This window comes from Pseudomonas arvensis (assembly GCF_056688935.1).
Window position 1 is genome coordinate 1,770,956 of sequence record NZ_CP162038.1, and the last position, 24,281, is coordinate 1,795,236.

Consider the following 24,281-nt stretch of genomic DNA (forward strand, 5'->3'; position numbering starts at 1 on the left):
CGATCCTAGCGATCCTGTGAATCCTTGGCATCCGCCTGGGCATTGCGCTCGGCCACGCGTTTGCGTTGCTCGTCGGTGAGCTCCACTTTGTTGGCGCTGTCTCGCAGCATCATCAGCCCCCCGACGATCGACCCGATCGCGACCACCATAATCAACCACGCATACCACGGCATAAGGCTCTCCTTGAGGCAGATTGCCGTGGGAGAATTTTCCCACGGCAATAGCTGCTTTGAGTAACGGGCTTTCTGAGTAGTTCAGTGTAGGCCCGTTCTGCCTCGTAAACCTTAGAGCCCGGTCAACATTGCATCTGCCGGCGCATCGGCACGGTCTTGCGCGGTCAGTTGGAAGTACACAAAACCTACCACCATGAAGCCCAGGAAGATCAACCCGATCAGCGTGTTGAACCACGCCATGGCCACCAGGCACACCACCGCCAATACCAACGCAATGCCTGGCACGATCGGATAACCCGGCGCGCGGAAGGTGCGTTCCAGCAGCGGTTCGGTCTTACGCAATTTGAACAGGCTGAGCATGCTCATGATGTACATGACGATCGCGCCGAACACTGCCATGGTGATCATCGCTGCAGTCAGGGTCATGCCGCCTAGGTTGATCAGGCCGTCGCTGTAGATAGCGGCGATGCCGACCACGCCGCCAGCGATGATCGCCCGGTGTGGTGTCTGAAAACGCGACAGTTTGGCGAGGAATGACGGCAGGTAGCCGGCGCGGGCCAAGGCGAAGAATTGGCGCGAGTAGCCCAGGATAATGCCGTGGAAACTCGCCACCAGGCCGAACAGGCCGATCCACACCAGCATGTGCAACCAGCCCGAGCTTTCGCCGACCACGGTTTTCATGGCCTGTGGCAACGGGTCGTTGATGTTCGACAGGGTGCGCCAATCGCCCACGCCACCCGCGAAGAACATCACGCCCATGGCCAGGATCACCAGGGTCAGGATGCCGCTGATGTAGGCCTTTGGAATCGTGCGCTTCGGATCTTTCGCTTCTTCAGCCGCCATGGCTGCGCCTTCGATGGCGAGGAAGAACCAGATGGCGAAGGGAATCGCGGCAAACATGCCCGCAATTGCCGGAGCCCCAAACGTGTCGGAACCGGCCCAACCGTTCAGGGCGAAGTTACTGAAGCTGAAGGCCGGCGCGACCACGCCCATAAACACCAGCAACTCGGCGACGGCGAGCACGCACACCACCAGTTCAAAGGTCGCGGCGAGCTTCACGCCAAGGATGTTCAAGCCCATGAACACGATATACGCACCGACAGCTGCGTGTTTGGGGTCCAGCGCTGGAAACTGCACATTCAGATAAGCGCCGATGGCCAAGGCAATGGCAGGTGGCGCGAAGACAAATTCGATCAGTGTGGCAAGGCCGGCGATCAAACCGCCTTTCTCTCCAAACGCCCGACGGCTGTAGGCAAATGGCCCGCCAGCATGGGGAATTGCGGTGGTCAGCTCGGTGAAACTGAAGATAAAGCAGGTGTACATCGCGGCGACCATCAACGAGGTCACCAGAAAGCCCAAAGTCCCGGCCACGCCCCAGCCATAGCTCCAGCCGAAGTATTCCCCGGAGATCACCAGCCCGACGGCAATGCCCCATAAATGCAGGGTGCCTAGGGTGGGTTTGAGTTGTGTGTTCATTGTGTTGCTCCCTGAACGGTTTGGAATGATTCAAGGTGTTGCAGCGGCCATGCCAGCCTGAGAATCATTGTCGTAAAGGCGCGCAACTGTCGTCTGGGGGATGGTTTGGCGTTTGAAACTTTGCCTTGTTGCACCAGATAAGTGCGGGGGGGACTGTGCCGACGCTATCGGGGGCAAGCCTCCTCCCACATTTTTACCGGTATATGTAGGGCCAAGTGTGAGAGGGGGCTTGCCCCCGATGAGACCCTCCCAGCCACCACAGACCCCTCTGTAAACCCCGCATAAACTCACTCTTTACGCCGTCTTTACGCCCCGCCTGCACCCTCGCTCTCGTTCCTTTACACCACTCCTGCGGACAATTGCGCCACACGCGGCACTCGCCGCTGAACGGAGAGACTTCCATGAGCGTTCTGGACGGGGTGTCACTGCTATTGGCCGTGGCGCTGTTCATTTATCTGCTGGTTGCGCTGCTACGCGCGGATCGGAACTAGGAGCTGGCCATGCACAGTTATGACTATTGGCTGATCATTGCCTTCTTTGCCGTGGTACTGGTGCCGGCCCCCTTCCTGGGGCGGTTCTACTACAAGGTGATGGAGGGCCAGCGCACGTGGCTGACTCCGGTCCTGGGGCCTGTCGAAAAAGCCTGCTATCGCCTGTCGGGTGTCGACGCGCAGCAGGAGCAGAGCTGGCAGAAATACATGCTGGCCTTGCTCGCATTCAACCTCGCGGGTTTCCTGCTGCTTTTCGCGATCCTGGTGTTCCAGGACTATCTCCCACTTAACCCGCAGAAATTGCCGGGGCAGGAGTGGACGCTGGCGTTCAACACCGCGGTCAGTTTCATGACCAATACCAACTGGCAGTCCTACAGCGGCGAGGCGTCACTGAGCTACCTCAGCCAGATGGCCGGCCTGACCGTGCAGAACTTCGTCAGTGCGGCGACCGGTCTGGCAGTCCTGGTCGCGTTGTGCCGTGGGATCGGTCGCAAGTCGGCCCAGACATTGGGTAACTTCTGGGTTGATATGACCCGCGCTACCCTCTACGGCCTGTTGCCGCTGTGCCTGGTGCTGGCGTTGTTCCTGGTGTGGCAGGGCGTGCCACAGACTTTCGCCCATTACGTCGATGCCGTGACGCTGCAAGGCGTGGATCAGGTCATCCCCCTCGGCCCGGCGGCCAGTCAGATTGCGATCAAGCAACTGGGCACCAACGGTGGCGGCTTCTTTGGGGTCAACTCGGCGCATCCGTTTGAAGACCCGACCGCGTGGGCCAACCTGTTTGAGGTGGCGTCCATCATTCTGATCCCGGTGGCGCTGGTCTTCACCTTCGGTCACTACGTCAAAGACCTGCGCCAGAGCCGCGCGATCCTTGGCTGCATGCTGGCGTTGTTCCTGATCGGCGGCGCGACGTCTCTGTGGTCCGAGTACCAGCCCAATCCGACCCTGAACAACCCGGCCGTGGAGCAAACCGCACCGCTGGAAGGCAAGGAAACGCGCTTCGGTACCACCGGCACGGTGCTGTGGTCGGTGACCACTACCGCGGCGTCCAACGGTTCGGTCAACGGCATGCAGGACAGCCTCAGCCCCCTCAGCGGGATGGTGGCGCTGGTCAACATGATGGTCGGTGAGGTTATCTTCGGCGGCGTTGGCGCCGGCATGTACGGCATGTTGCTCAACGTGTTGATCGCGGTGTTCCTCGCCGGCTTGATGATCGGTCGCACCCCGGAATACCTCGGCAAGAAGCTACAGGCCAAGGAAGTGCAACTGCTCGTCGTGACCTTGTTGGTGATGCCGGTTGGCGTGCTCGTGCTCGGTGCCATTGCCGCCAGCCTGCCAGGTCCGGCCGGCGCCATCAGCAACCCGGGCCCCCACGGTTTCAGCCAGTTGCTCTACGCGTATACATCGGCCAGTGCCAACAACGGCTCGGCGTTTGCTGGCTTCAGCGCCAACACGCCGTTCCATAACCTGATGCTCGGCCTGGGCATGTTGATCGGCCGCTTTGGCTACATCCTCCCGGTACTGGCCCTGGCCGGCAGCCTGGCGATGAAAAAGAGCGCACCGATTGGCCAGAACAGCTTCCCCACCCACGGCCCGCTGTTCGTGACCCTGTTGACCGTCACCATCTTGCTGGTAGGGGGCCTGACTTTCCTGCCGACGCTGGCGCTGGGTCCTATCGCCGAACACTTGAGCATGGGCTTCTGAGAAGGGATATGAACATGAATATGCCTGCAAAAAACGCTGCCCCGGTCAAACCCCAGGAGCCTGCCAAAACCGCCATCTCTGCTCTGTGGCGCCCGGCGCTGGTCCAGGCGTTCGTCAAGCTTGACCCGCGCCAGCTGAAGCGCTCGCCGGTGATGCTGGTGGTCGAATTGACTGCGATCCTCACCACGGTGCTGTGCTTCGTGCCCGACACCACCGTGCCGACTTTCGTTGCCGTGCAGATCGCCGTGTGGCTGTGGTTCACCGTGCTGTTTGCCAACTTCGCCGAAGCCTTGGCCGAAGGGCGCGGCAAGGCGCGCGCCGACAGCCTCAAGGCCGGTAGCGAAGGCCTCAGCGCACGGCGCAAGGAAGCCGATGGCAGCTTCAAGGTCGTGCCCGCCACCAGCCTGCGCAAAGGCGATGTGGTGCGCGTTGCCGCCGGGGAGATGATCCCCGGTGACGGCGAGGTGATCGAAGGCATCGCGGCGGTGAACGAAGCGGCGATCACTGGCGAATCGGCTCCGGTGATCCGCGAGTCCGGCGGCGACCGCTCGGCCGTCACCGGTAACACGCGGCTGGTCTCGGACTGGCTGCTGATCCGCATCACCGCCAACCCCGGCGAGTCGACCCTGGACCGCATGATCGCGTTGGTGGAAGGCGCCAAGCGCCAGAAGACTCCCAATGAAGTTGCGCTGGATATCCTGCTGATCGGCCTGACGCTGATCTTCCTGTTGGTGGTCGTGACGCTGCAGCCGTTCGCCCACTTCGCCAATGGCAGCTTGCCTTTGGTGTTTCTGGTCGCACTGCTGGTGACGCTGATTCCTACGACCATTGGCGGCTTGTTGTCGGCCATCGGCATCGCCGGCATGGACCGCCTGGTACGCCTCAATGTGATCGCCAAGTCCGGCCGTGCCGTGGAAGCCGCGGGTGACGTGCATGTGTTGCTGCTGGACAAGACCGGCACCATCACCTTTGGTAATCGCCGCTGCGCAGCGGTGGTCGCGGCGCCTGGCGTCAGCGGCCGCGAGGTGGCCGAAGGCGCGCTGTTTGCGTCCCTGGCGGACGACACGGCGGAAGGCAAATCCATCGTTGAATACCTGCGCGCCTTGCACCCTCAGGCTGAGCCTGCGCCGGACGAGTTGACCGCCGTGCCGTTCAGCGCCGAAACCCGGCTATCCGGCGTTGACTGCCAAGGCCGCGTGTATCGCAAAGGCGCAGTGGATTCACTGCTGGCATTTATCGGCCAGCAGCGCCTTGACCTTGCCCCTGCGTTGTCGCGGGAAATCGACAAGATCGCCCAAAGCGGCGGCACCCCGTTGCTGGTGTGCGCCGATGGCAAGTTGCTCGGTGCGATTCATCTTAAGGACGTGGTCAAGCCCGGCATACGCGAACGTTTCGCCGAGTTGCGCAAACTGGGCATCCGCACCGTGATGGTTACCGGCGACAACCCGCTGACGGCTGCTGCGATTGCCGCTGAGGCGGGCGTGGATGATGTGCTGGCCGAAGCCACGCCAGAGAAAAAACTTGCACGTATACGTCATGAGCAGAACGACGGTCGTCTGGTGGCCATGTGCGGCGACGGCGCCAACGATGCACCGGCACTGGCCCAGGCCGACGTGGGCATGGCCATGAACGACGGCACCCAGGCAGCGCGTGAAGCCGCCAACATGGTCGACCTCGACAGCGACCCCACCAAGCTGCTGGATGTGGTGCAGATCGGCAAGGAATTGCTGGTGACCCGTGGCGCGCTGACCACCTTTTCCATCGCCAACGACGTGGCCAAATACTTCGCGATTCTGCCTGCGCTGTTTGCCTCGATCTATCCGCAACTGGGCGTGCTCAACGTCATGCACCTGCAGAGTCCGCAGAGCGCGATTCTGTCGGCCATTGTGTTTAACGCGCTGATTATCGTGGTGTTGATCCCGCTGGCATTGCGCGGTGTGCGCGTACAGGCGGCGAGTGCAGCGGCGTTGCTGCGGCGCAACCTGTTGATCTATGGCGTGGGTGGGTTGCTGGTGCCATTCGTGGGCATCAAGGCCATCGACATGCTGCTGACCGCGCTGCACCTGGTTTGAACTGGCTACCTTGGTTTGCCGATTTATTGAGGATTTGACTATGACTAACATGATCCGCCCGGCCCTGAGCCTGCTGGTCCTCATGACCCTGATCACCGGTGTGGCCTACCCACTCGTGGTCACCGGCGTGGCGCAAGTGGCCTTCCCCGACCAGGCCAACGGCAGCCTGGTGCGCGACGCCGGTGGCAAGGTGCGCGGCTCCAGCCTGATCGCCCAGGATTTTACCGGTGACAGCTGGTTCCACCCGCGCCCATCGGCGGGTGCTTTTGCGACCGTGTCGAGCAGCGCCAGTAACCTCGGCCCGAGTAACCCAGCGTTGGCTACCCGTGTATTCGATGACGCGAATAAACAGCGGGTGCCCAGTCAGGGGCCGGTGCCGTTGGCCTCGCTGACTACCTCTGGCAGCGGTCTTGATCCACACTTGCCACCTCAGGCGATTGCCTATCAACTGGCGCGGGTGGCGGCGGCGCGGAATGTGCCGGTGTCGACCTTGCAACGGCTGCTGGATGAGCACATCGAAAGCCCGTTGGTGGGGCCGCCGGTAGTGAATGTGCTGGCGCTGAACATGGCCCTGGAAAAGTTGTAGGCATTGAGACCACCGTCGGGGCAAGCCCCCTCCCACAGGGAAATGCATTCCAAATGTGGGAGTGGGCTTGCCCCCGATGGAGCCCTGAAAAACTTTATACAAACACCTGAAGGAACCCCCACGCATGAGCGACTCCGGCCGCGCCGACGCCCTGCTCGCCGATCTGCCCCGCAACGGCCGTGGCCGGCTCAAAGTTTTCCTCGGCGCCGCACCGGGCGTGGGCAAGACCTACGCCATGCTGCAGGCCGCCCACACCCAACTGCGCCAGGGCGTCAAGCTGGTCGCCGGCGTGGTGGAAACCCATGGCCGCGCCGAGACCGAAGCCTTGCTCAGCGGCCTGCCACAGCAACCGTTGCTGCGCAGCGAATACCGCGGCGTGATGCTCGAAGAAATGGACCTCGACGGCCTGCTCGCCACCAAACCCAAGCTGGTGCTGGTGGACGAACTGGCCCACAGCAACGCCCCGGGCAGCCGTCATGAGAAGCGCTGGCAAGACATTCAGGAACTGCTTGCCGCCGGCATCAACGTGTTTACCACGGTCAACGTCCAGCATCTGGAAAGCCTTAATGACCAAGTGCGCGGCATTACCGGCGTGCACGTGCGTGAAACCCTGCCCGACTGGGTGCTGCAAGAAGCCGACGAACTGCTGCTGATCGACCTGCCATCCCGCGAGCTGCTGGAGCGTCTGCGCGACGGCAAAGTCTACGTCCCGGAACAGGCCCGAGCGGCCATCGATGCGTTTTTCACCCAGACCAACCTGATGGCCCTGCGCGAGCTGGCGATGCAGACCGCTGCCGCCCATGTAGACGACGACTTGGCCCAGGGCTATCGCCAGCTTGGTCAAGCGGCACCGGCGGTGCGCGGTCGTTTGCTGGTGGGTGTGGACGGTGATGCCCAGGCTGAACGCCTGGTACGGCATGCGAGTCGGGTGGCACAGCGTCGGCACTTGCCGTGGAGCCTGGTGCATGTCGATAACGGCCGCGCACGGGATGAACAGTCGCGTCTGCGCCTGCAAAACGCCCAGCAATTGGCCGAGCGTCTCGGCGGCGAAGTCGTGTTGCTACGGGCTGGGGAGGTGGCCAAGACGTTGATCCAGCACGCCGCCGAACGCCGCGCCAGCCTGGTGTTGGTCGGGCAGTCGCGGATGCGCTGGCGCCGTCGCCTGTTTGGTGGTGGCCTGGCGGCGCGTCTGTTGCGCAATGCGCGGGGCCTGGAAATCAACGTGCTCGACAGAGACGACATTCCCGCACCGCCGCGTATGCCGCAGGTGCGCGGGCTGGTGTGGTTCGATTACGCCTTGGCGGTGCTCGCAACGCTGGTGGCTGCGGGCGTGGCCTGGGCGGTGTCCAGTGTGTTGCCGTTGCCGAATATCTCGTTGGTGTTCCTCGCCGCCGTCTTGCTGGTGGCGGTGCGCAGTAGCCTGGGGCCATCCCTGGTGTGCGCGGCGTTGTCATTTCTGACCTACGACTTCCTGTTTATTCCGCCGAATTTTTCCTTCTCCATCCAGCGCGAAGAAGATGTGCTGACCCTGCTGTTCTTCCTGCTGATGGCGGCGCTCACCGGCAACCTCGCGGCGCGCCAGCGTCGACAATTGCAGGCATTGCGCGACACTCAGGAAGAAACCAGCGAGCTGCTCGACCTGTCACGCAAACTCACGGCCGCCACCGATCGCCAGGCGGTGGTCAGCGCGGCGGCCCATCACCTGGAAGGCTGGAGCGATCTGGACCTGTGCCTGGTCAATCGCGACGGTCAGGGCGGCTGGAAGGTCGAGACCGGCGGCCCGCTGACCCTCAGCGAAGCCGAACGCGCCGCGGCCGACTGGGCCTGGCAACATGACCAGCCCGCTGGCATGGGCACCGGCACCTTGCCGTTTGGGCGCTGGTGGTGGTGGCCATTGTCGGGCGAGGAGGGTCCGCTGGGCTTGCTGGGTGTCAGTGCCAAACCGGGCCAGGCGTTGAGTGGTCAACGCCGCCGCCTGCTCACCGCGTTGAGCCAGCCGCTGGCCCAGGCCCTGGCCCGTGCGCAGTTGGCGCAGGAGCTTGAATCCGCACGCCTGCACGGCGAAACCGAGCAACTGCGCAGTGCCTTGCTCGCGTCGGTGTCCCATGATCTGCGCACGCCGCTGACGTCCATGCGCGGCAGTATCGACAGCCTGTTGGCGTTGGGTGAAGCCATCCCCTTGGAGGACCGTCGCGAATTACTCGAAGGCACGCGCGATGAAGCCGAGCGCCTCGATCGTTATATCCAGAACCTGCTGGACATGACGCGCCTGGGCCATGGCGCGCTCAAACTGGCGCGGGATTGGGTGTCGCCGGGCGATATCGTCGGCAGTGCCCTCGGCCGTTTACGTGCGGTGCTGGCGCCGTTGCAGGTGAGCACCGAGGTGCCGCCTGAGCTGCCATTGCTGTATGTGCATGCGGCCTTGATCGAGCAGGCGCTGGTCAATGTGCTGGAGAACGCCGCACGCTTTTCACCTCTTCAGGGGCGTTTGCAATTGAGTGCCGGGGTGTCGGATAACCAACTGCTTTTCGCGGTGGCCGATGAGGGGCCGGGTATTCCCGAAGACGAGCGTGCGAAAATTTTCGATATGTTCTACACCGCCGCACGCGGTGATCGGGGCGGGCAGGGCACCGGCCTCGGCTTGGCGATCTGCCAGGGCATGGTCGGGGCGCACGGAGGGCATATCCGCGTGGCCGATGGCATTGAAGGGCGCGGCACCTGCATCACCTTGTTTTTGCCATTGCCGACACAGCCTGGCCTGGAGCCTGAGTCGTGAGCTACCCTCTTTTCTCCACGGATTTTGATGGAACACCATGAGCCAGACCGCGACGATTTTGGTCATTGATGACGAACCACAGATCCGCAAGTTCTTGCGCATCAGCCTGGCCTCCCAGGGCTACAAAGTGATCGAGGCCGGTACCGGTAACGAAGGCCTGGCCCAGGCGGCATTGAGCAAGCCGGACTTGCTGGTGCTCGACCTCGGCCTGCCGGACATGGACGGCCAGCAGGTGCTGCGGGAGTTTCGTGAGTGGTCGACGGTGCCGGTATTGGTGCTGTCGGTGCGCGCCAGCGAAGGGCAAAAGGTCGAAGCCCTCGACGGCGGCGCCAATGACTATGTGACCAAGCCTTTTGGTATCCAGGAATTTCTCGCCAGGGTTCGCGCGCTGCTGCGCCAGGCACCTGCAGGCGAAGCGCAGGAAGCAGCATTGAGTTTCGGCCCGCTGACGGTCGATCTGGCCTATCGCCGCGTACTGCTGGACGGCGCTGAAGTGGCGCTGACCCGTAAGGAATATGCCGTGCTGGCGCAGTTGGCACGGCATCCAGGGCGGGTGATTACTCAGCAGCAATTGCTCAAGGATATCTGGGGGCCGACCCATACCGAGGACAGTCACTATCTAAGGATTGTGGTGGGCCATCTGCGCCAGAAACTAGCGGATGATCCGACTCAGCCACGTTTTATCGTGACCGAGGCGGGGGTGGGGTATCGGTTGTTGGGGGCTTGAGCCTGAAGAGGTGTGTTATCTGATCCATCGCCATCGCGGGCAACAGCGAAGTACTCAGGACTGCTCACTCTCATAGCGGTCCAACGTGTCGCTGGCTATTTCCCGGCCCAACGCGATCAACTCCGGCGCCTTGTAGAACTCGAAAAACCGGCACACCCGCTTCGGCACGTTGATCAACACGTCCGGCGGATAGCCTGCAATCTTGTACTGGGCCAATGACGTCTGCATCACCTCGAAACTCTGGTTGATCAGGTCCAGCAACGACGCTGGCCCCACATTATCGATGATGAACGATCCAGTGGCGGACTTCGGTGCGCCGGGTTTTTCCGGTGCGGCGGCGGGTTGTTGGGACTCGGGTTCAGCCGAATCCAGCCACGGGTTGATCTCGGCCGCCTGGGCCTGCAAGGCCTCCTGCTCCAGCTTCATCAACTGCTCGGCCTGCTTGCGGCGAAACGGCAGGTGCGAGCCCAGTGATTTCGCCAGGCTGTTGAAGCGGCTCTTGAAGGCCGGCGGCCGCTGGATCACCGGCAAGTGGTAGTGCTTCTGGTTGGTGGCGTTGAGGTTGACCGCGATGATCAAGTCGCAATGGCTCGACACCACCGGCACGATGGGTAGCGGGTTGAGCAGGCCGCCGTCCACCAGCATGCGGTTGCCTTGCATCACGGGGGTGAACAGGCTGGGAATTGCCGCCGAGGCGCGCATGGCCTGGTGCAGGCAGCCTTCCTGGAACCAGATTTCCTGCTGGTTGGTGAGGTCGGTGGCCACGGCTGTGTAGGGGATGCGCAGCTCTTCGATGTTGATCTCGCCGACGATCTTGCGGATCTGGCCGAAGACCTTCTCGCCACGAATCGCACCGAGGCGAAAACTCACGTCCACCAGGCGCAGCACGTCGAGGTAGTCAAGGCTTTCGATCCAGTTTCGATACTCGTCCAGCTTGCCTGCAGCATAGATTCCACCCACCACCGCGCCCATGGAGCAGCCGGCAATACAGGCAATGTCATAGCCGCGTCGTTCGATTTCTTCGATCACTCCGATATGGGCATAACCCCGGGCTCCGCCCGAGCCCAGCACCAATGCAACACGTTTTTTCATGGTCCATATCCTTTGATCGGCAGGTAGCCACAATGCACCCATTGAGGGGGCTGCTTCAATCTTCGCTAAGCGGCGTAATATTTTTCCAGAGTAGCGACTAGGCTCGGGTATGCTCTGGCAATAGGTACTATCGATTTCAGGCTAAGGACAAGGCACTTTTTGTTGTAGGTAACGTCTACAACCGTACGACTGTTTTTCTTTATTTTGAGGTGTCATCGATGAAAGCCTGGATGTGTGTGCCTGTGATTCTGTTGGCCCTGGCCGGTTGTGCCGGCAAAACCGCTTACCGCGACAGTTGCGGTGCGCAATTGGACGCTGCCTGGAAAGAGCTCGACCTGGCCAAGGCCGAAGGCTTCGCCGGTACCGTCAGCTATTCCAAGGCGTTGTCCCTGTTGACCGGTGCCAAGACTCAGCAGCAGTTTGAAGCGTTTGAAGGCTGCTCCAACAAGGCTGAAAAGGCACGGTTCTATATTCGTGAGTCGCGCGCCGGGCGTTGAGCCGTCGGCAGAAAGTAGGATTTTTCATCAAGAAGTGAGGGCAGGATGTCAGCGTTGGTCGATCAGTTAGTCGCTCAGGTCATTGGCCTGGAAGTAGGGTTACTGAGCTGCCAGGCTCGCCTCGCTGCCGTCACCGACGACGAAGCGCTGCATGACTTGCGCACCACGGTGCGGCGCCTGCGTAGTCTGTTGCGGCCCTTGCGCGGGTTGCCGGGCGTCGAACAGCTTGAGCTGGCCGCCAGCAGTGTCGGCCAATTGACCACCCCACTGCGTGATCGTGAGGTGCTGGCCGCCTATCTGCACCAGCATGGTCATCACGACGCGGCGGATCGGCGTCTGCGCCTGCAGCCCGATGCTTATCGCCAGGTAGCGCAAAGTCCGGAGTTGGCGCACTTGCTGCAGATTCTGGATGCCTTCCCACGCTTTATTCGCGCCTCCCAGCATCAGAAATTGCTCAAGGGCGTGCGCTCGCGGATCGAGAAGCGCCTGGCCAAGCAATGGCATACCCTCGGTGAAGCCCTCAAGGATCCTGGCCATGATCGCCACCGTCTGCGGCTGTTGATCAAGCGCGTGCGTTATGCCGCCGAGGCCTATCCCGAATTGGACAAGTTGCCCGCCAACGCCATGTCGCGCCTGAAGAAAGCCCAAGGTGCCCTGGGCGATTGGCACGACTGCTGGCAGTGGCTGGCCCAGGCTGAACACCAGGCCGATCTGCAACCTTGTGTGGCGGTATGGCACAAAACCATGGCCAAAGCCGAGGGGCAGGCGGATCGGGTGCTGGATAAGCTCAGCTCCGATTGCTTCTGAATCGGTCCGGCTTTTGGCCGGAATAGGCGCTGTACCTCACCCCCACGATGGTTAAGATCCCTCATCTGTTTCCTTTGACCTGAGGTTGCCATGCGCTTTAGTGACTTGCTCGACGCTGCCCGTAGCCACCCGCTGGATGTCACCATTCCTGCTGAATGGGCACAAGGTCGCGCGACGTTTGGCGGCCTGGTTGCCGCTTTGCAATACGAAGCCCTGCGCGCCCAGGTGCCTGCGGATCGACCGTTGCGCTCGTTGGCAATCACCTTCGTTGGCCCGGTGGCGCCCGACGTCCCTGCCAGCTATCAAGTCGAAGTGTTGCGCGAAGGCAAGGCGGTCAGCCAATTGCTCGGCCGGGTCATGCAGAACGGTGAAGTGGCGACGCTGGTACAGGCCAGCTTCGGCGCTTCCCGTGAATCAGTCATTGATGTGGCAAGCGAAGCACCGCCAGCGTTCAAACACTGGGACGAGTGCCAGGAGTTGCCCTATATCAAGGGCGTCACGCCTGAATTCATGCGGCACCTGGCAATGCGCTGGAGCGTCGGCGGCCTGCCATTTACCGGCAATAAGTCTCGCGACATGGGCGGCTGGGTTCGCTTGCGTGGGGATGTGAAAGAAGAGCCGCTGACCGAAGCGCATATCCTCGCCCTGGTCGACGCCTGGCCACCGGCCTTGCTCCCACACCTGAACAAACCGGCTCCGGGCAGCACCCTGACCTGGACCATCGAGTTCATCCAACCATTGCAGGATCTGACAACCCTCGATTGGTGCCAGTACTACGTCAACATCGAACACGCCCGCGACGGCTACGGCCACGCTGCCGCAGCGCTGTGGAGCCCCTCCGGCGCGTTGATCGCGATCAGCCGCCAGACCGTTGTAGTGTTCGCTTAAGCATCAGTGCCGATGGCGCTGCCGCCAGGCGCGCCACCAACCACCGCTCAACACAAAGCGCGGAAAGGTCACGAACTGCTCGACCACCAGGCGTTGCACTGCATCGTTGCGATCACTGAAAGGCTCGCTGGCCTGGGCTTCCAGACTATGACCATGACGCTGCAAACCCAGGCCGGCCAGGATGCCCACCACGCCAATAGCGAAACTGGCCAGGCTCAGGCTGAACACCCCGGAAACGATCAACAGAAACCCGACGATAAACAGTGGCACGGCGATCAGGTGCAAGGCCAAGTTGGTGGGGTGCTGGTGATTCTGCGGGTAGTTACGCCATTGCCAGGCGGGGAGATTGGGGTGCCGTTTGCCCATGATGGTGAGTCCTCTGTCCGTTGAAATAACTTGGATGGAGTTTAGGCGGGGGTGGGCGGGTGGGCGAATTGGGGCTGGCTATAGAGCTCATAGTTTCTCTTATCTAAAACATTTAACCCCCCCCCAAAAAAAAAATCCATTCTAGATAACTTAAGCTGACCAGCTATGATCTCCTGGTTCGGGACAATTTATATAAACTGACGGCCCATCCATAGACAACCATTTTGCTTTGAATTCAATAGAGGCATTTTCTGATTTTGCGTTGAAAAGATAGTGCTCATTTTCTCGCGTAATTTTTGCAATGAAAATTTCTCGGAGAGGAAGATTGATTATCTGCAGGTTACTTATTCCGTGACAGGTCAGTCCAATTCTGCATGTGTTATATCCTTTGTCCTGCAATTTTGGAGGTAAGGAATCTGGAAAGTCTGGTATGTCAAAGCCAATGCCGAGAGAGGGTTGGTCGTTTTCTATCGTCAGCGAGTGTATATAAATTTCGCGAATTTCAATTGGTTGACTGAACAATTTATTAAAAAATATGGTTCCTTCAAGATCATTCCAATGTTTCATTTTTTATCCTTAAATGTGTAGTGGTCTTTTGTTCCCGGGACTTTGCCGGTCCGCGGTGTATCAAATGGGCGTAGGTTGAAATGAGAGCCTTGATCGCCTGCTCCGTCTTGCGCGCCGAAATTATGCCCCGCTGAATGGTCTTGTATTAATACTTTGGAGCCATCGGCTCTCGTATATTGGTAGACCCTTGTCTGAATTGGTTTTCCCGAGCTATCTAAAATTGCTTTTTCATTTATATCCGACATTTTCACGATTTTGTATTGCTTTTTTACGCCAGAACGCGCGTTGGTAAATACGTCAGGTTGTTGCGACATCGGTATGTTGGCGTCCCTTTTTGCTGCGCGGAATGCTCCTTTACGAGATACATCAGGTGCGTCAGGTTCAGCAGGTATCGCGCAGGTTGGATTTTTCTTTACTACGCCAGTGCAGCTGGCATTCAGTCCCAGCGGATCCACCCACCCCGTAGGATTGGGCACGTACTGGTACGCGTTAATCCCGCCCGCCAACTTCACCGGGTCCGGCGTCAGGTAACGACCAACATCCGGATTGTAGTAGCGATGACGGTTGTAGTGCAGCCCGCTTTCCGCATCGAAGTACTGCCCTTGAAACCGCAGCGGATTGTCGATTTTGCTTTTGTCGAGACGACTGATCTGGCCGTAGGCGCGGTAGTGCGCTGACCAGACGATTTCGCCGTCTGGGTCGGTGAGTTCCTGTGGCGTGCCGAGGTGGTCGAGTTGGTAGTGGTAGGGCTGGGTTTCGGTTGGGTCAAAGCCCTCCAGCAGCACCAAGGGTCGAAAGCTGTCGGGTTCGTAAAGGTAGCTGCGGTGGCGATCTGCATGGTGCTCGGCAATCAGCTTGTCGCCTTGCCAGAAAAACTCCGTGGTGATGCCGTCTACGGTTTTACTGATACGCCGTCCAAACGGATCGTAGCGGTAGCTGGCGGTTTGCCCGTTGGGTTGTGTGACGGCAATCAGGCGGTGCTGGCAGTCGTAGCGGTACTGGGTGACCAGTTGGTGACCTTTGCCTCTGCGTTCGCCGATCAGGTTGCCGAAGGCGTCGTAGTCGTAATGCCGGTCGCCCTGGATCATCAGGCGGTTGCCGGCGACGATGTCGGGGCCGGGGCGGTCTTGCATGAGCAGGTTGCCCGCCGGGTTGTGGCCGAAGCGTTCTTGCAGGTCTTGGGAGTGGTCGGCTCGGGTCAGGCGGTTGAGCGGGTCGTAGTGGTAGTGGTGTTCGCCTTTGCGGGTGTCGTTGAGGCGGGTGAGGTTGCCGGATTTGTCGTAGTCGTAGTGGCGTTGGTAGAAGTGGTCGTGTTGTTGAGTGATCGCGTGGGAGTGCAGGCGGTGCTGGTCGTCGTAGTGGTAGTGGCTGAGCAGTTGGCCTTGTTGGCGCTGGTGTTCTTGACCGGCTTTGAACAGGTGCGAGGTAAGGGTTTTACCGTTGAGTTCTACCGTGGCGAGATGCCCGCCTTTGGCATGGTTGAACGCCACACGGTTGTTGTCCGGCAGGCGCAGGTGTTGAAGCTGGCCACAGCCGTCATAGCCGTAACGCAAGGTGCCCCAGCCTTGGTGTTCGGCGGTGAGGCGGTTCTGGACGTCATATTCGTAGGCCAGCGCCCAGTGACCGTCGTCGACGCTGAGGAGATTGCCTTGGCGGTCGTAGGCGTAATCGACTTTGTTGCCGTTTGGCAGGGTTTTTCGTACGAGACGGCCGGCGTGGTCGCGCTCGTAACGAGTCACTAGCTGACTGCCATCATCGCCGTGTTCAGTTTTTTCCTGCAGGTTGCCATTGAGGTCATACGCGTAGGCCGTGCGCTGGCCATCAAACCCGATTTCCTGCTGGATCAGACCGTTGGCGTGGTAAGCCAGCCGATAGGTCTCGCCAACTTCGTTTTCAATCTCGGTCAGCAGCAACCGCACGTTGTCGTAGCGGTACTTGACCTGGCTGCCGTCGGCATTGATGCGGCGGCTGATCAGGTGCAGGCCGTCCGCGTATTCGTAGCGGGTGACGTGGCCCCGTTCATCGCGTTCGGCGGTGATTTTTCCGTAGGGGTTGTAGCTATATTCCCGCGTTGCGCCGCCGGGCAGTACGAGGCGAGTCAGCCGACCGACCGCATCCCACTGGTATTGGGTCAGCGCGCCTTGTTCATCCTCACGGGCAATCTGGCGTCCCAGGTCGTCGTAGCGATAGCGCTGGATGCCACCATTGGGCAGTTGCTCTTCAAGCAACTGGCCGCGTTCATTCCATACCAGCCGCTGGCAACTGTGATCGGGGTACCACACCCCAATCAGTTGCCCGTATTTGTTGTAGCTGTAGTCGGTGATGTGACCGTCGGGATCGGTCCTACGCGTCACGTCGCCCTGATCGTTGCGCTCGTACTTCCAAACCGCTGAGCCTCGCCTTACAACCCGTACGAAGCCGTTGTCATGCTCGTAGGACGTCGGCTCATCGTCCCCCGGAAACAACGCAACCAGGCGTCCGGCCTCGTCGTACTGATACGCCGTCACCGCGCCCAGCGGGTCCTGCTCAACCGTCAGCCGACCCTTGTCATCGTAGGATTTGAAATGCTCGGCACCGTCCGGATCAATGCGCTGCACCAGCCGTGCGCGGTCATCGTGGACATACACTTCCTGGCTGCCATCGGCGTTGTGCACCACAACGCTGCCGTCATCCCCCCACACATACCGCGTATCCATCTGTGAAAAACTGGCCCAATGCCGGACACATCGCGCCGCCTTGCCAGACCGTTCCCACGCCCAAAAGAAACTCGCCCCACCGGCCAACCCACGTTCAAGAATCACGTGCTGATCGTCGTAGCGATAAACCTCGCTTTCACCGACGGCATTGGTCGCTGAGACCAGTCGGCCCATGTCGTCATAGGCGTAGGAAACAACGCTGTGCTCTGTGATCCAGACGTAAGGCGCATGTCCCTTGGCCCGCTGAACCTGGTAGTCCACCGCCACAATGCGGCCCGACTCATAGCGTAAAAACAGCGCACACCCGGCACCGTTATCCAGCCGCTCAATGCGTCCTAAAACGTCCCGACTAATCCGCAGCCGGTTGTCATACGCATCACTGATCGAAACCAGCACCCCATCGCGAAAGTGATAAAACCGCGACGCCTGCGTCAGCACCAACTCATCCGGCTCCGAGCCCAAGTAGATCGCCGCTTCGGCCAGGCTATTGGTGATTGCAGGTCGAGCAACTGTCGGCAGTGGAAACTCAGTCGAGCGGTTTTCATGGTCGATCCAGACCACCGAATTACCTGACACGACAAGCCGATGCGCCAGCGAATGACTCCAGCCAAACCCCAGCCCGACATCCATTTCCACCGCACTGGTGCGATACAACCGTGTCCACTCAAACGGCAAAATCCCGTCTAAAACACCGTCAGTCAGCGTAAGTAATTCTTCGCCGGTGACCATCGACACCGGGCAGCCGTTGGTCACGGTCTTATCCGAAGCCGCAGCAGCATCCCCCTTCGGATTCGTCGCCACGGCAGGCGCGTCGTCGACATGTTCCTGGCGAACCAACACCGTCCGCTGTGTCTTGCCGCGAACCGCCGGCACCGCGTTTGAAACCAGATTCTCCCCAGCCTTCAACGGCGCAGCCGGCACTGCCTTGATCGGCGTCGCTGCACTGCCCAAGAGCAAAGGCTTGAGCGCCTCCGAGTGCGCGTCCAACTTCGGCCCCACGAGGTGATCGGCCAGCAACTCCAACAACGCCCGCGCCCGTTTGGATTTGATGGCGCTCAGCGTCTGCGCACCCAGGCGTAGCGTCACACCCGTCCCGGCCGTCGCCCACATCAGCAGCAGGTTGATCAGCACTTCACCGGTGATCTCGCCCAGTAATTCATACATCTCCGGCGGTGGCAGCAGGCGTATCCAACTGACGATCGCCGAGACATAAATGAACAACAGCGGCTCATCGCTAAGCACCAACAAACCCTTGGCAATCGCGTCGCTACCCAGCTTCAGCAGTTCATCAAGCTCAGCCTGGGAGAGGTATGCCAACAACTTCTGGCTGTTGGCCTTGAGATCCGCCAGCAGGTCGTACAGCTGGGAAATGTTGTCCCACAGGTTGTAGAGCGCCTTGGCCATCCCGCTGGAAAACGCCACGCCCTGCATCGCGCTGCGTTGCAAAGAGCTGGCGCTGGCAAAGTCCTTCCATTGGGGTTGGAAAGTCGCCGTCCACTCTTCCCGCAGCCGACCCTCTAGCCCCGCAATCACCGACTGATAAGACGCATACAGCGCCTTGACGTGATCCTCGGAAACAGTGGGGTCGAAGGTGATTTGGTAGGGCTGATTGCGATCACACTCGGTGATTTCGAGGATGCCGCTGGGGCCGATGGTCCGATGCAGCGGCGCGCCCATCGGGCTGCCATCCGCCGCAATGGCTTGGAGCATCACTGGCGTATTGCCGATAGGTACAAAGCGGGTGCTTTCGAACATATGCACCAGGGTCAGCGAGCCCTGGGCACTGCACATGGCGACGGTTTTACTGGGTGTCTTGGACGAAACCGGCGTGACCAGCTCTACCTCGTCTCCCACCTTGAAGACCTGTTCCACCTCCAGTGCCGAACCGCTCCAGAAGCTTTCGGCCCAGGCATCAAAGGTGTTCAGGCAATCGCGAAAATCACCGAAGACGCGCTCACTATCCGGCGCCTTGGGATCCATGGGGGCCAGGACGAAGCTGGCGATGACGGGAATCAAGAGGCAGCCCTATGTGGCAGGGCGGTCATTGAGAAGTACATCGGCGGTCCCTCGCACTGAATCATCAGGCGAGAGACTTTGGAGAGGTTCGTCAGATAAAGAAGTCGGCGTTATTCGCCAGCATGGCTAGGAGGTTTCGCCAAAATTTCGGGTAAATGGTGGGGCTAGCGTAGGAGTCGGATTACAGGTAGGGAAGTCCTACAGCTTCAGTTGCCCAATCGCTTTGCTCAACTCCCCGGCCAGCGTCGCCAGCTCATTGCTGGTCGTGGCCGAATCCACGGTCTGCTGTACGGTGTTTTCGGTCACATCGCGAATGCTCACCACCGCGCGGTTCATCTCTTCGGCCACGTGGCTTTGTTGCTCGGCGGCGACGGCAATCTGGGTGTTGCTCTCGCGCATTTGCGCCACGGCGCTGGTGATTTCGGCGAGTGCCGCGCCGGCCTCTTGGGCTTGTTGCACGCAGTCGTCTGCCTTGAACGAGCTTTCCTGCATAAAGTCCACCGCGTCGCGGGTGCCCGCTTGTAGCGCTGAGACCATGCGGGTGATTTCGTCGGTGGAGCTTTGCACGCGTTTGGCCAGGTTGCGCACTTCGTCGGCGACCACGGCAAAGCCGCGGCCCATTTCTCCGGCCCGGGCGGCTTCGATGGCGGCGTTGAGGGCGAGCAGGTTGGTCTGTTCGGCGATGCTGTGGATCACGCTGACCACGCCGTTGATTTTCTGGCTGTCTTCGGCGAGCTTCTGGATCATTTCGGCAGTTTGTTGCACACCGCTGGACAGCCCGGCAATTGAGTGTCTTACCCGCGTCACTACTTCCTGGCCGCTGCCGGCGAGGGTGTCGGCGGTCTGGGATAAGTCCCGGGTGGCGCCGGCATGTTGGGCGATGTGATAGACGGTGGCCGTCATTTCGTTGATGGCGGTGGCGGCCTGGTCGGTCTCGCTTTGCTGGCCGAGCATGCCGTGTTGCACCTCGTTCATGCTGCTGGCCAGGCGCGCGGCGCCTTCGTCGAGTTGCCGGGCAGTGCGCGCCACGGTGCTGACCACGCGTTGGTAGCCAGCCTGCATGGCATTGAACGCGCTGGCCATCTGGCCGACTTCATCTTTGCAGGCCAGGGGGACGCGGGCCGATAGATCGCCGGTTTTTTCCACGTGCAGCATGACGTCCTTGAGCGTGTTGAGCTGACTGAGCAGGAAGCGGATCAGCAACTGCGAAGCGCCCAGCATCGCGAGCATCAAGATTGCCACCGCCACGGCGTAATTGACGAAGCGTTCGCCGAACACCTGGCTCAAGCTTGGTGCATAGGCAAGCACGCCAATATATTGCCCGTCCGGGCGGGCGATGACTTCGGCGCCCATCAATGGATTCTCGCCAAACAGCGGCATGTGATTGAGTTCGACCCAACCGGTGGTGGTGCTCAGGGCTGACAGATCCAGATCGCCGAGCTGTGGGACTTGGCCTCGCGCAAACGTCAGCCAGTGCGCGTCCTTCGGCAGTGGCTGATCGGTTGGCCAGGCACCCAGCAATCGCCCCTGGGCCTGCGCCGACGCTTGGGACGCGGTGATGCGCGCCTGTTGTTCGAGCTGCACGGCGTACAGCACCAGCAGGAGGGTGGTGATGAAGGCAACCGCGTTGACGGCCCAGAATTTGTACTTCAGCGAGATATTGCTAAGCCAGGCACCCATGGAAGGTTTTCTCTGATAGCGGAAACAGCATTGGCAAGGTGCCATTATTGTGCCGCTATTCAGAAAGCCGGTTTTGACATGGGTCAATGCGCCGCATCAATCCACGGTCGGCAACCCAAAAAAAGCGCGGGAACAGGCAGTGCTGTGTTCGGCCAGGTCTTGCGCGCTTTCATTGCGGTGCAGGGCAACTTCGCGCAGGACTTCTGTCAGGTAGGCCGGCTCGTTACGACCATTTTTCGGTTTGGGGCGTAGGGTGCGGGGCAGCAGGTAAGGCGCATCGCTTTCCAGCATCAGACGGCCTCGGGGAATTTCCCTGACGAGCGGGTGCAGGTGTGTCCCACGGCGTTCGTCGCAGATCCAGCCGGTGATGCCAATGTGCAAATCGAGGTCGAGGTAGCTGAACAGCGCCGCCTGTTCGCCGGTAAAACAATGCACCACGGCGGCGGTCAGGTGGTCGCGGTAGTCCTTGAGGATCTCCAGCAGGCGTTGGTTGGCGTCACGCTCATGGAGAAACACCGGAAGCTTTAGTTCGACGGCCAGGGCCAAGTGTTCTTCCAGGACTTTTTCCTGTTGTGGGCGCGGTGAGAAATCCCGATTGAAATCCAGGCCGCATTCGCCCACGGCACGTACCCGGGACTCACCGAGCAAACCGCGCAAACGCTGGGCGCTGTCGCCGTTCCAGTCGCTGGCGGAGTGGGGGTGGATACCTGCGGTACTGAACAGGCGTTGGCCGCTTTCGTCGAGTTTGACGCACAGCTCCAGGGCCTGTTCGCTGCCGTCCACGCTGGTGCCGGTGAGTACCAGTTGTTGCACGCCGGCGGCGTAGGCGCGGTCGAGAACGGCCTGGTGCTTGCCGTCGAAACTGGAGTTGGTCAGGTTGACGCCGATATCAATGAGTTGCATGGTGCTATCTCCGCCTGCGGCCGGAAAGCATATCAGAGCTGTAGATTTATAAGAAAAACGAAGAACTACAACGAGTTATAGCTGTCTTTGAACGTCGCAAGTGACATGGTGGTTGGCTGAACGCCTTGCACTGTGCCACCGTTGCGCGCAAAGCCTGCGCATAAAGCGCTCTGTTTCTGACCCCCACCGCGTCGTTTTTCGCGAGCGCGTTGGCCAGTATTCTTTCCGGAGAGCGGATGATCCGACCCTCGGCGTTGCTTATGTTGTGCCTGACGTTACTGCTGCCCATGGCAGCGGTTGCGCGTCTGGACGGGCCGCTGGAAGTGACCAAACCCGGCAAGGTTCGTGACCTGGCGCAGATTCGTTCCAGCCGCACCCTGCGGGTATTGGTCAACCAGAGCCGCAACAGCTCAGGCGAAGTGCAGGGCCAGGCTATCGGTGTCGAATACCACCGCCTGCGCGCCTTTGAACAATACCTCAATGGTCACGCCCGGGATGGCCAGGAAATCAACCTCAAGATTATCCCCAAGGCCAAGGACCAGTTGCTCGGCGCGCTGGCCCGTGGCGAAGGCGATCTGGTGGCGCCTGGCGAATTACTGGATGTGAAGGCGGCTCATAAAGTCAGCACCAGTGACCCGATTGCCAGCGATGTTCCGTTGTGGCTGGTGGGTGTTAAGGGGGAGCGACGGTTTACCAAGTTGGAGCAATTGTCTGGGCGAACCCTGGCCCTGACCACCGGCAGTGCGGCGGCGGACGCCATTAGCCAGGTCAATCAGAAGCTGGCCCTGCACAAGCAGCCACCGGTCAAGGTGGAATGGGTGGACCCGACCCTGGCGGTGGAAGACGTACTGGAAATGGTCCAGGCGGGGATTTTTCATCTCACTATCGTCGAGAAACCGATTGCCGAACGCTGGTCGAAGATCCTGCCCAAGTTGCGCTTCGACAAACAAGTCGTCATCAGCGAGCCCGGCGATGAATACTGGTTTGTGCGCCAGGATGCTTCGATGCTGCGGGCCAGTATTGATCGATTTCTCAAGACCTATCGCACGCCATCAGATCAGGACGTGGCATTCCAGCGTATCTATAGACGCCTCTACCAAGTGCGTAATCCGCTGGCCCGCGCAGACCGTCAGCGCCTGGAAAAACTACGCCCTGTGCTGCAAAAACACGCCCGTGAACAGGGCATGGACTGGCTGAACCTGGCCGCACTGGCCTTCAAGGAATCTGCCCTCGACCCTGGGGCGCGCAACAGCGGCGGCCCTACCGGGCTGATGCAGATCACACCCTCCGCGGCGCAACGGGTGGGCGTCAGCAACATCGAAAATCTCGACAGTAATGTGCAGGCAGGCGCGCGTTACCTGGCGTTGATCCGGCGCAAGTTCTTTTCCAGCCCCAAGCTCAACGAGCGCGAACGCATGGCCTTTGTACTGGCGGCCTACAACATGGGGCCGGAGCGGGTGCAAGGGATGCGCACCGAGGCCAAGCGCCGGGGACTGAATCCCAACCAATGGTTCTTCCAGGTGGAGCGCATTGCCATGGAGCAGGTAGGGATGGGCGGCGTCAGCTATGTTAATAGCGTGAACAAGTACTACTTGGCGTTTGATCGGGAGCGGGAGTCCCTGGAGCCGCCAGCGGCGAAGATTGTCTCACGCAAATAATCTATTTTATCGATATCAATTAGGCATTTTTTCGGCTTTTATCATTGCTTAAACTGATTAATATAGCGGCCAACCCAACTTACTTCGAAAAGGATTTACCCCATGAGCCCAATGATTAAAAGCCTGCTGTCCACCCGTGCCGGCTACGGTCTGACCGTCCTGCGCATTGTCGTCGGCATCATCTTTGCCGCCCACGGTTCGCAAAAACTCTTCGGTTGGTTTGGCGGCTATGGCTTGGCGGGCACTGCGCAATGGATGGAAAGCATCGGCCTGGCACCGGGTACCCTGATGGCGCTGCTGTCGGGCGGAACCGAGTTCTTCGCCGGCCTGGCGCTGATCATCGGTTTGCTGGTGCGCCCGGCGGCATTGGGCCTGACCATTCTGTCGCTGGTGGCGATCTTCTCGGTACACATCCACAACGGCCTGTTCATGGCCAACAACGGTTATGAGTTCGCACTGGCCTTGTTGGGCGGTTCCCTGGCGGTGCTGCTGGAAGGTGCGGGCAAACTGTCTGCCGACCGCGCCATCGCTAACTGACCGCTCTGCAGCACCCCGAAGAGGCCCGCCATGTGCGGGCCTTTTCATTGCTCTGGATTCTTGACATCGGCCCTTCGGCTTCTCTAGGATGCTGTCCATGCGCCGATTTAAACAGCTAATTGCGGGGCGCCACTGGGACTCAATGCAGCCCGACAGAAGCCTGTTTTCCCCTGAGGAGACAGCTTCGAAATACCGCTAAAGCGCTGGTTCGGTGTTGCCTCTCACCTGCCCGCAGACTTTTGAGGCAGAGACACGACACGATGAATGCACTACGCCCCCTGATACGCCTGGCTCCGATCACTGCGGACCTCACTCAACGCAATCCAAAAATCCTCTTGGGCGGCAAGCACCAGCCGACGTTGCTACGTTATCTGGACGGCTGGCCACGTCGCACCGGGCGGCCTTCGGCGTTCCTGATCCAGTTTGTCGAAGACGGCGATTCCCTGGCCCGCTTTGCAAATAACAGCTTCGACCTGGCGGTTATTCAGGCGCCCAGCGCCAGCAACGCGCAGGAGGTCATCCGAGAGTTGACCCGCATTGCCCGTCAGGGGCTGATTGCCAGGCGTTAG

At 60.3% G+C, this 24,281-nt stretch carries 20 protein-coding genes; 12 read left to right on the forward strand and 8 right to left on the reverse strand.

Annotated elements, in window-relative coordinates; genetic code table 11:
• Positions 1 to 5: 5 nt before the first annotated feature.
• Together AB3G88_RS08125 and eat are read right to left on the reverse strand one after the other, a co-directional pair.
• Positions 6 to 173 (reverse strand): DUF2897 family protein, encoded by a 168-nt coding sequence (locus AB3G88_RS08125; protein WP_081797766.1) that lies wholly within the window; start codon positions 171 to 173, stop codon positions 6 to 8.
• Between the two features lie 111 nt (positions 174 to 284).
• Positions 285 to 1,649 carry an ethanolamine permease gene (eat, locus tag AB3G88_RS08130; RefSeq protein ID WP_099587315.1) on the reverse strand — a complete coding sequence of 455 codons (1,365 nt, stop codon included), beginning with the start codon at positions 1,647 to 1,649 and terminating at the stop codon, positions 285 to 287.
• A gap of 401 nt (positions 1,650 to 2,050) precedes the next feature.
• Between eat and kdpF the strand changes: the two genes are divergently transcribed.
• The 6 genes from kdpF to AB3G88_RS08160 all read left to right on the forward strand — a co-directional run bounded on the left by kdpF (position 2,051) and on the right by AB3G88_RS08160 (position 10,005).
• On the forward strand, positions 2,051 to 2,140 hold the full coding sequence (gene kdpF / locus AB3G88_RS08135) for a K(+)-transporting ATPase subunit F (RefSeq protein WP_003218754.1): 90 nt from the start codon (positions 2,051 to 2,053) through the stop codon (positions 2,138 to 2,140).
• 9 nt (positions 2,141 to 2,149) lie between these two features.
• Complete coding sequence (gene kdpA, locus AB3G88_RS08140) at positions 2,150 to 3,844, forward strand: potassium-transporting ATPase subunit KdpA (RefSeq protein ID WP_099587314.1); 1,695 nt, start codon at positions 2,150 to 2,152, stop codon at positions 3,842 to 3,844.
• Between the two features lie 14 nt (positions 3,845 to 3,858).
• The gene (gene kdpB / locus AB3G88_RS08145) at positions 3,859 to 5,916 is read left to right on the forward strand and encodes a potassium-transporting ATPase subunit KdpB (RefSeq protein ID WP_177411516.1); all 2,058 of its coding nucleotides are present in this window, start codon (positions 3,859 to 3,861) and stop codon (positions 5,914 to 5,916) included.
• Positions 5,917 to 5,956: 40 nt separating this feature from the next.
• Entirely contained in the window at positions 5,957 to 6,502 is a 546-nt protein-coding gene (gene kdpC, locus AB3G88_RS08150; protein WP_480453647.1) for a potassium-transporting ATPase subunit KdpC, read from the forward strand.
• Positions 6,503 to 6,626: 124 nt separating this feature from the next.
• Positions 6,627 to 9,278 carry a DUF4118 domain-containing protein gene (locus AB3G88_RS08155; RefSeq protein ID WP_480453649.1) on the forward strand — a complete coding sequence of 884 codons (2,652 nt, stop codon included), beginning with the start codon at positions 6,627 to 6,629 and terminating at the stop codon, positions 9,276 to 9,278.
• Positions 9,279 to 9,315: 37 nt separating this feature from the next.
• A complete protein-coding gene (locus AB3G88_RS08160) occupies positions 9,316 to 10,005 on the forward strand; it encodes a response regulator (RefSeq protein ID WP_032892766.1) in 690 nt (229 codons plus the stop codon).
• Positions 10,006 to 10,059: 54 nt separating this feature from the next.
• Here the strand turns inward: AB3G88_RS08160 and AB3G88_RS08165 are convergent, their stop codons facing one another.
• Positions 10,060 to 11,097 carry a patatin-like phospholipase family protein gene (locus AB3G88_RS08165; RefSeq protein WP_112194209.1) on the reverse strand — a complete coding sequence of 346 codons (1,038 nt, stop codon included), beginning with the start codon at positions 11,095 to 11,097 and terminating at the stop codon, positions 10,060 to 10,062.
• Positions 11,098 to 11,315: 218 nt separating this feature from the next.
• On the opposite strand from AB3G88_RS08165, the gene AB3G88_RS08170 reads away from it, so the two are divergent.
• The 3 genes from AB3G88_RS08170 to AB3G88_RS08180 all read left to right on the forward strand — a co-directional run bounded on the left by AB3G88_RS08170 (position 11,316) and on the right by AB3G88_RS08180 (position 13,289).
• On the forward strand, positions 11,316 to 11,594 hold the full coding sequence (locus AB3G88_RS08170) for a hypothetical protein (RefSeq protein WP_032888964.1): 279 nt from the start codon (positions 11,316 to 11,318) through the stop codon (positions 11,592 to 11,594).
• A 45-nt stretch (positions 11,595 to 11,639) separates the two neighbouring features.
• Entirely contained in the window at positions 11,640 to 12,401 is a 762-nt protein-coding gene (locus AB3G88_RS08175) for a CHAD domain-containing protein (protein ID WP_112194211.1), read from the forward strand.
• A 90-nt stretch (positions 12,402 to 12,491) separates the two neighbouring features.
• Positions 12,492 to 13,289, forward strand: a complete 798-nt coding sequence (locus AB3G88_RS08180; RefSeq protein ID WP_480453650.1) for an acyl-CoA thioesterase — start codon at positions 12,492 to 12,494, stop codon at positions 13,287 to 13,289.
• Positions 13,290 to 13,292: 3 nt separating this feature from the next.
• Here AB3G88_RS08180 and AB3G88_RS08185 read toward each other — a convergent pair whose 3' ends face one another.
• The 5 genes from AB3G88_RS08185 to AB3G88_RS08205 form a co-directional block, all read right to left on the reverse strand.
• A complete protein-coding gene (locus AB3G88_RS08185; protein WP_112194215.1) occupies positions 13,293 to 13,655 on the reverse strand; it encodes an Mpo1-like protein in 363 nt (120 codons plus the stop codon).
• 150 nt (positions 13,656 to 13,805) lie between these two features.
• A complete protein-coding gene (locus AB3G88_RS08190; RefSeq protein ID WP_480453652.1) occupies positions 13,806 to 14,222 on the reverse strand; it encodes an Imm50 family immunity protein in 417 nt (138 codons plus the stop codon).
• Positions 14,219 to 18,934 carry an RHS repeat-associated core domain-containing protein gene (locus AB3G88_RS08195; protein ID WP_480453653.1) on the reverse strand — a complete coding sequence of 1,572 codons (4,716 nt, stop codon included), beginning with the start codon at positions 18,932 to 18,934 and terminating at the stop codon, positions 14,219 to 14,221. Before AB3G88_RS08195 ends, AB3G88_RS08190 begins: the two co-directional genes overlap by 4 nt.
• A gap of 198 nt (positions 18,935 to 19,132) precedes the next feature.
• Positions 19,133 to 20,614: a methyl-accepting chemotaxis protein gene (locus AB3G88_RS08200; RefSeq protein ID WP_480453655.1), complete on the reverse strand. Its 1,482-nt coding sequence runs from the start codon at positions 20,612 to 20,614 to the stop codon at positions 19,133 to 19,135.
• A gap of 96 nt (positions 20,615 to 20,710) precedes the next feature.
• Positions 20,711 to 21,517: a TatD family hydrolase gene (locus AB3G88_RS08205; RefSeq protein WP_099586830.1), complete on the reverse strand. Its 807-nt coding sequence runs from the start codon at positions 21,515 to 21,517 to the stop codon at positions 20,711 to 20,713.
• Positions 21,518 to 21,753: 236 nt separating this feature from the next.
• On the opposite strand from AB3G88_RS08205, the gene AB3G88_RS08210 reads away from it, so the two are divergent.
• The 3 genes from AB3G88_RS08210 to AB3G88_RS08220 all read left to right on the forward strand — a co-directional run bounded on the left by AB3G88_RS08210 (position 21,754) and on the right by AB3G88_RS08220 (position 24,281).
• Positions 21,754 to 23,175 carry an MltF family protein gene (locus tag AB3G88_RS08210; RefSeq protein WP_480453656.1) on the forward strand — a complete coding sequence of 474 codons (1,422 nt, stop codon included), beginning with the start codon at positions 21,754 to 21,756 and terminating at the stop codon, positions 23,173 to 23,175.
• A 102-nt stretch (positions 23,176 to 23,277) separates the two neighbouring features.
• The gene (locus tag AB3G88_RS08215; RefSeq protein WP_099586828.1) at positions 23,278 to 23,712 is read left to right on the forward strand and encodes a DoxX family protein; all 435 of its coding nucleotides are present in this window, start codon (positions 23,278 to 23,280) and stop codon (positions 23,710 to 23,712) included.
• Between the two features lie 260 nt (positions 23,713 to 23,972).
• Entirely contained in the window at positions 23,973 to 24,281 is a 309-nt protein-coding gene (locus AB3G88_RS08220) for a hypothetical protein (protein WP_099586827.1), read from the forward strand.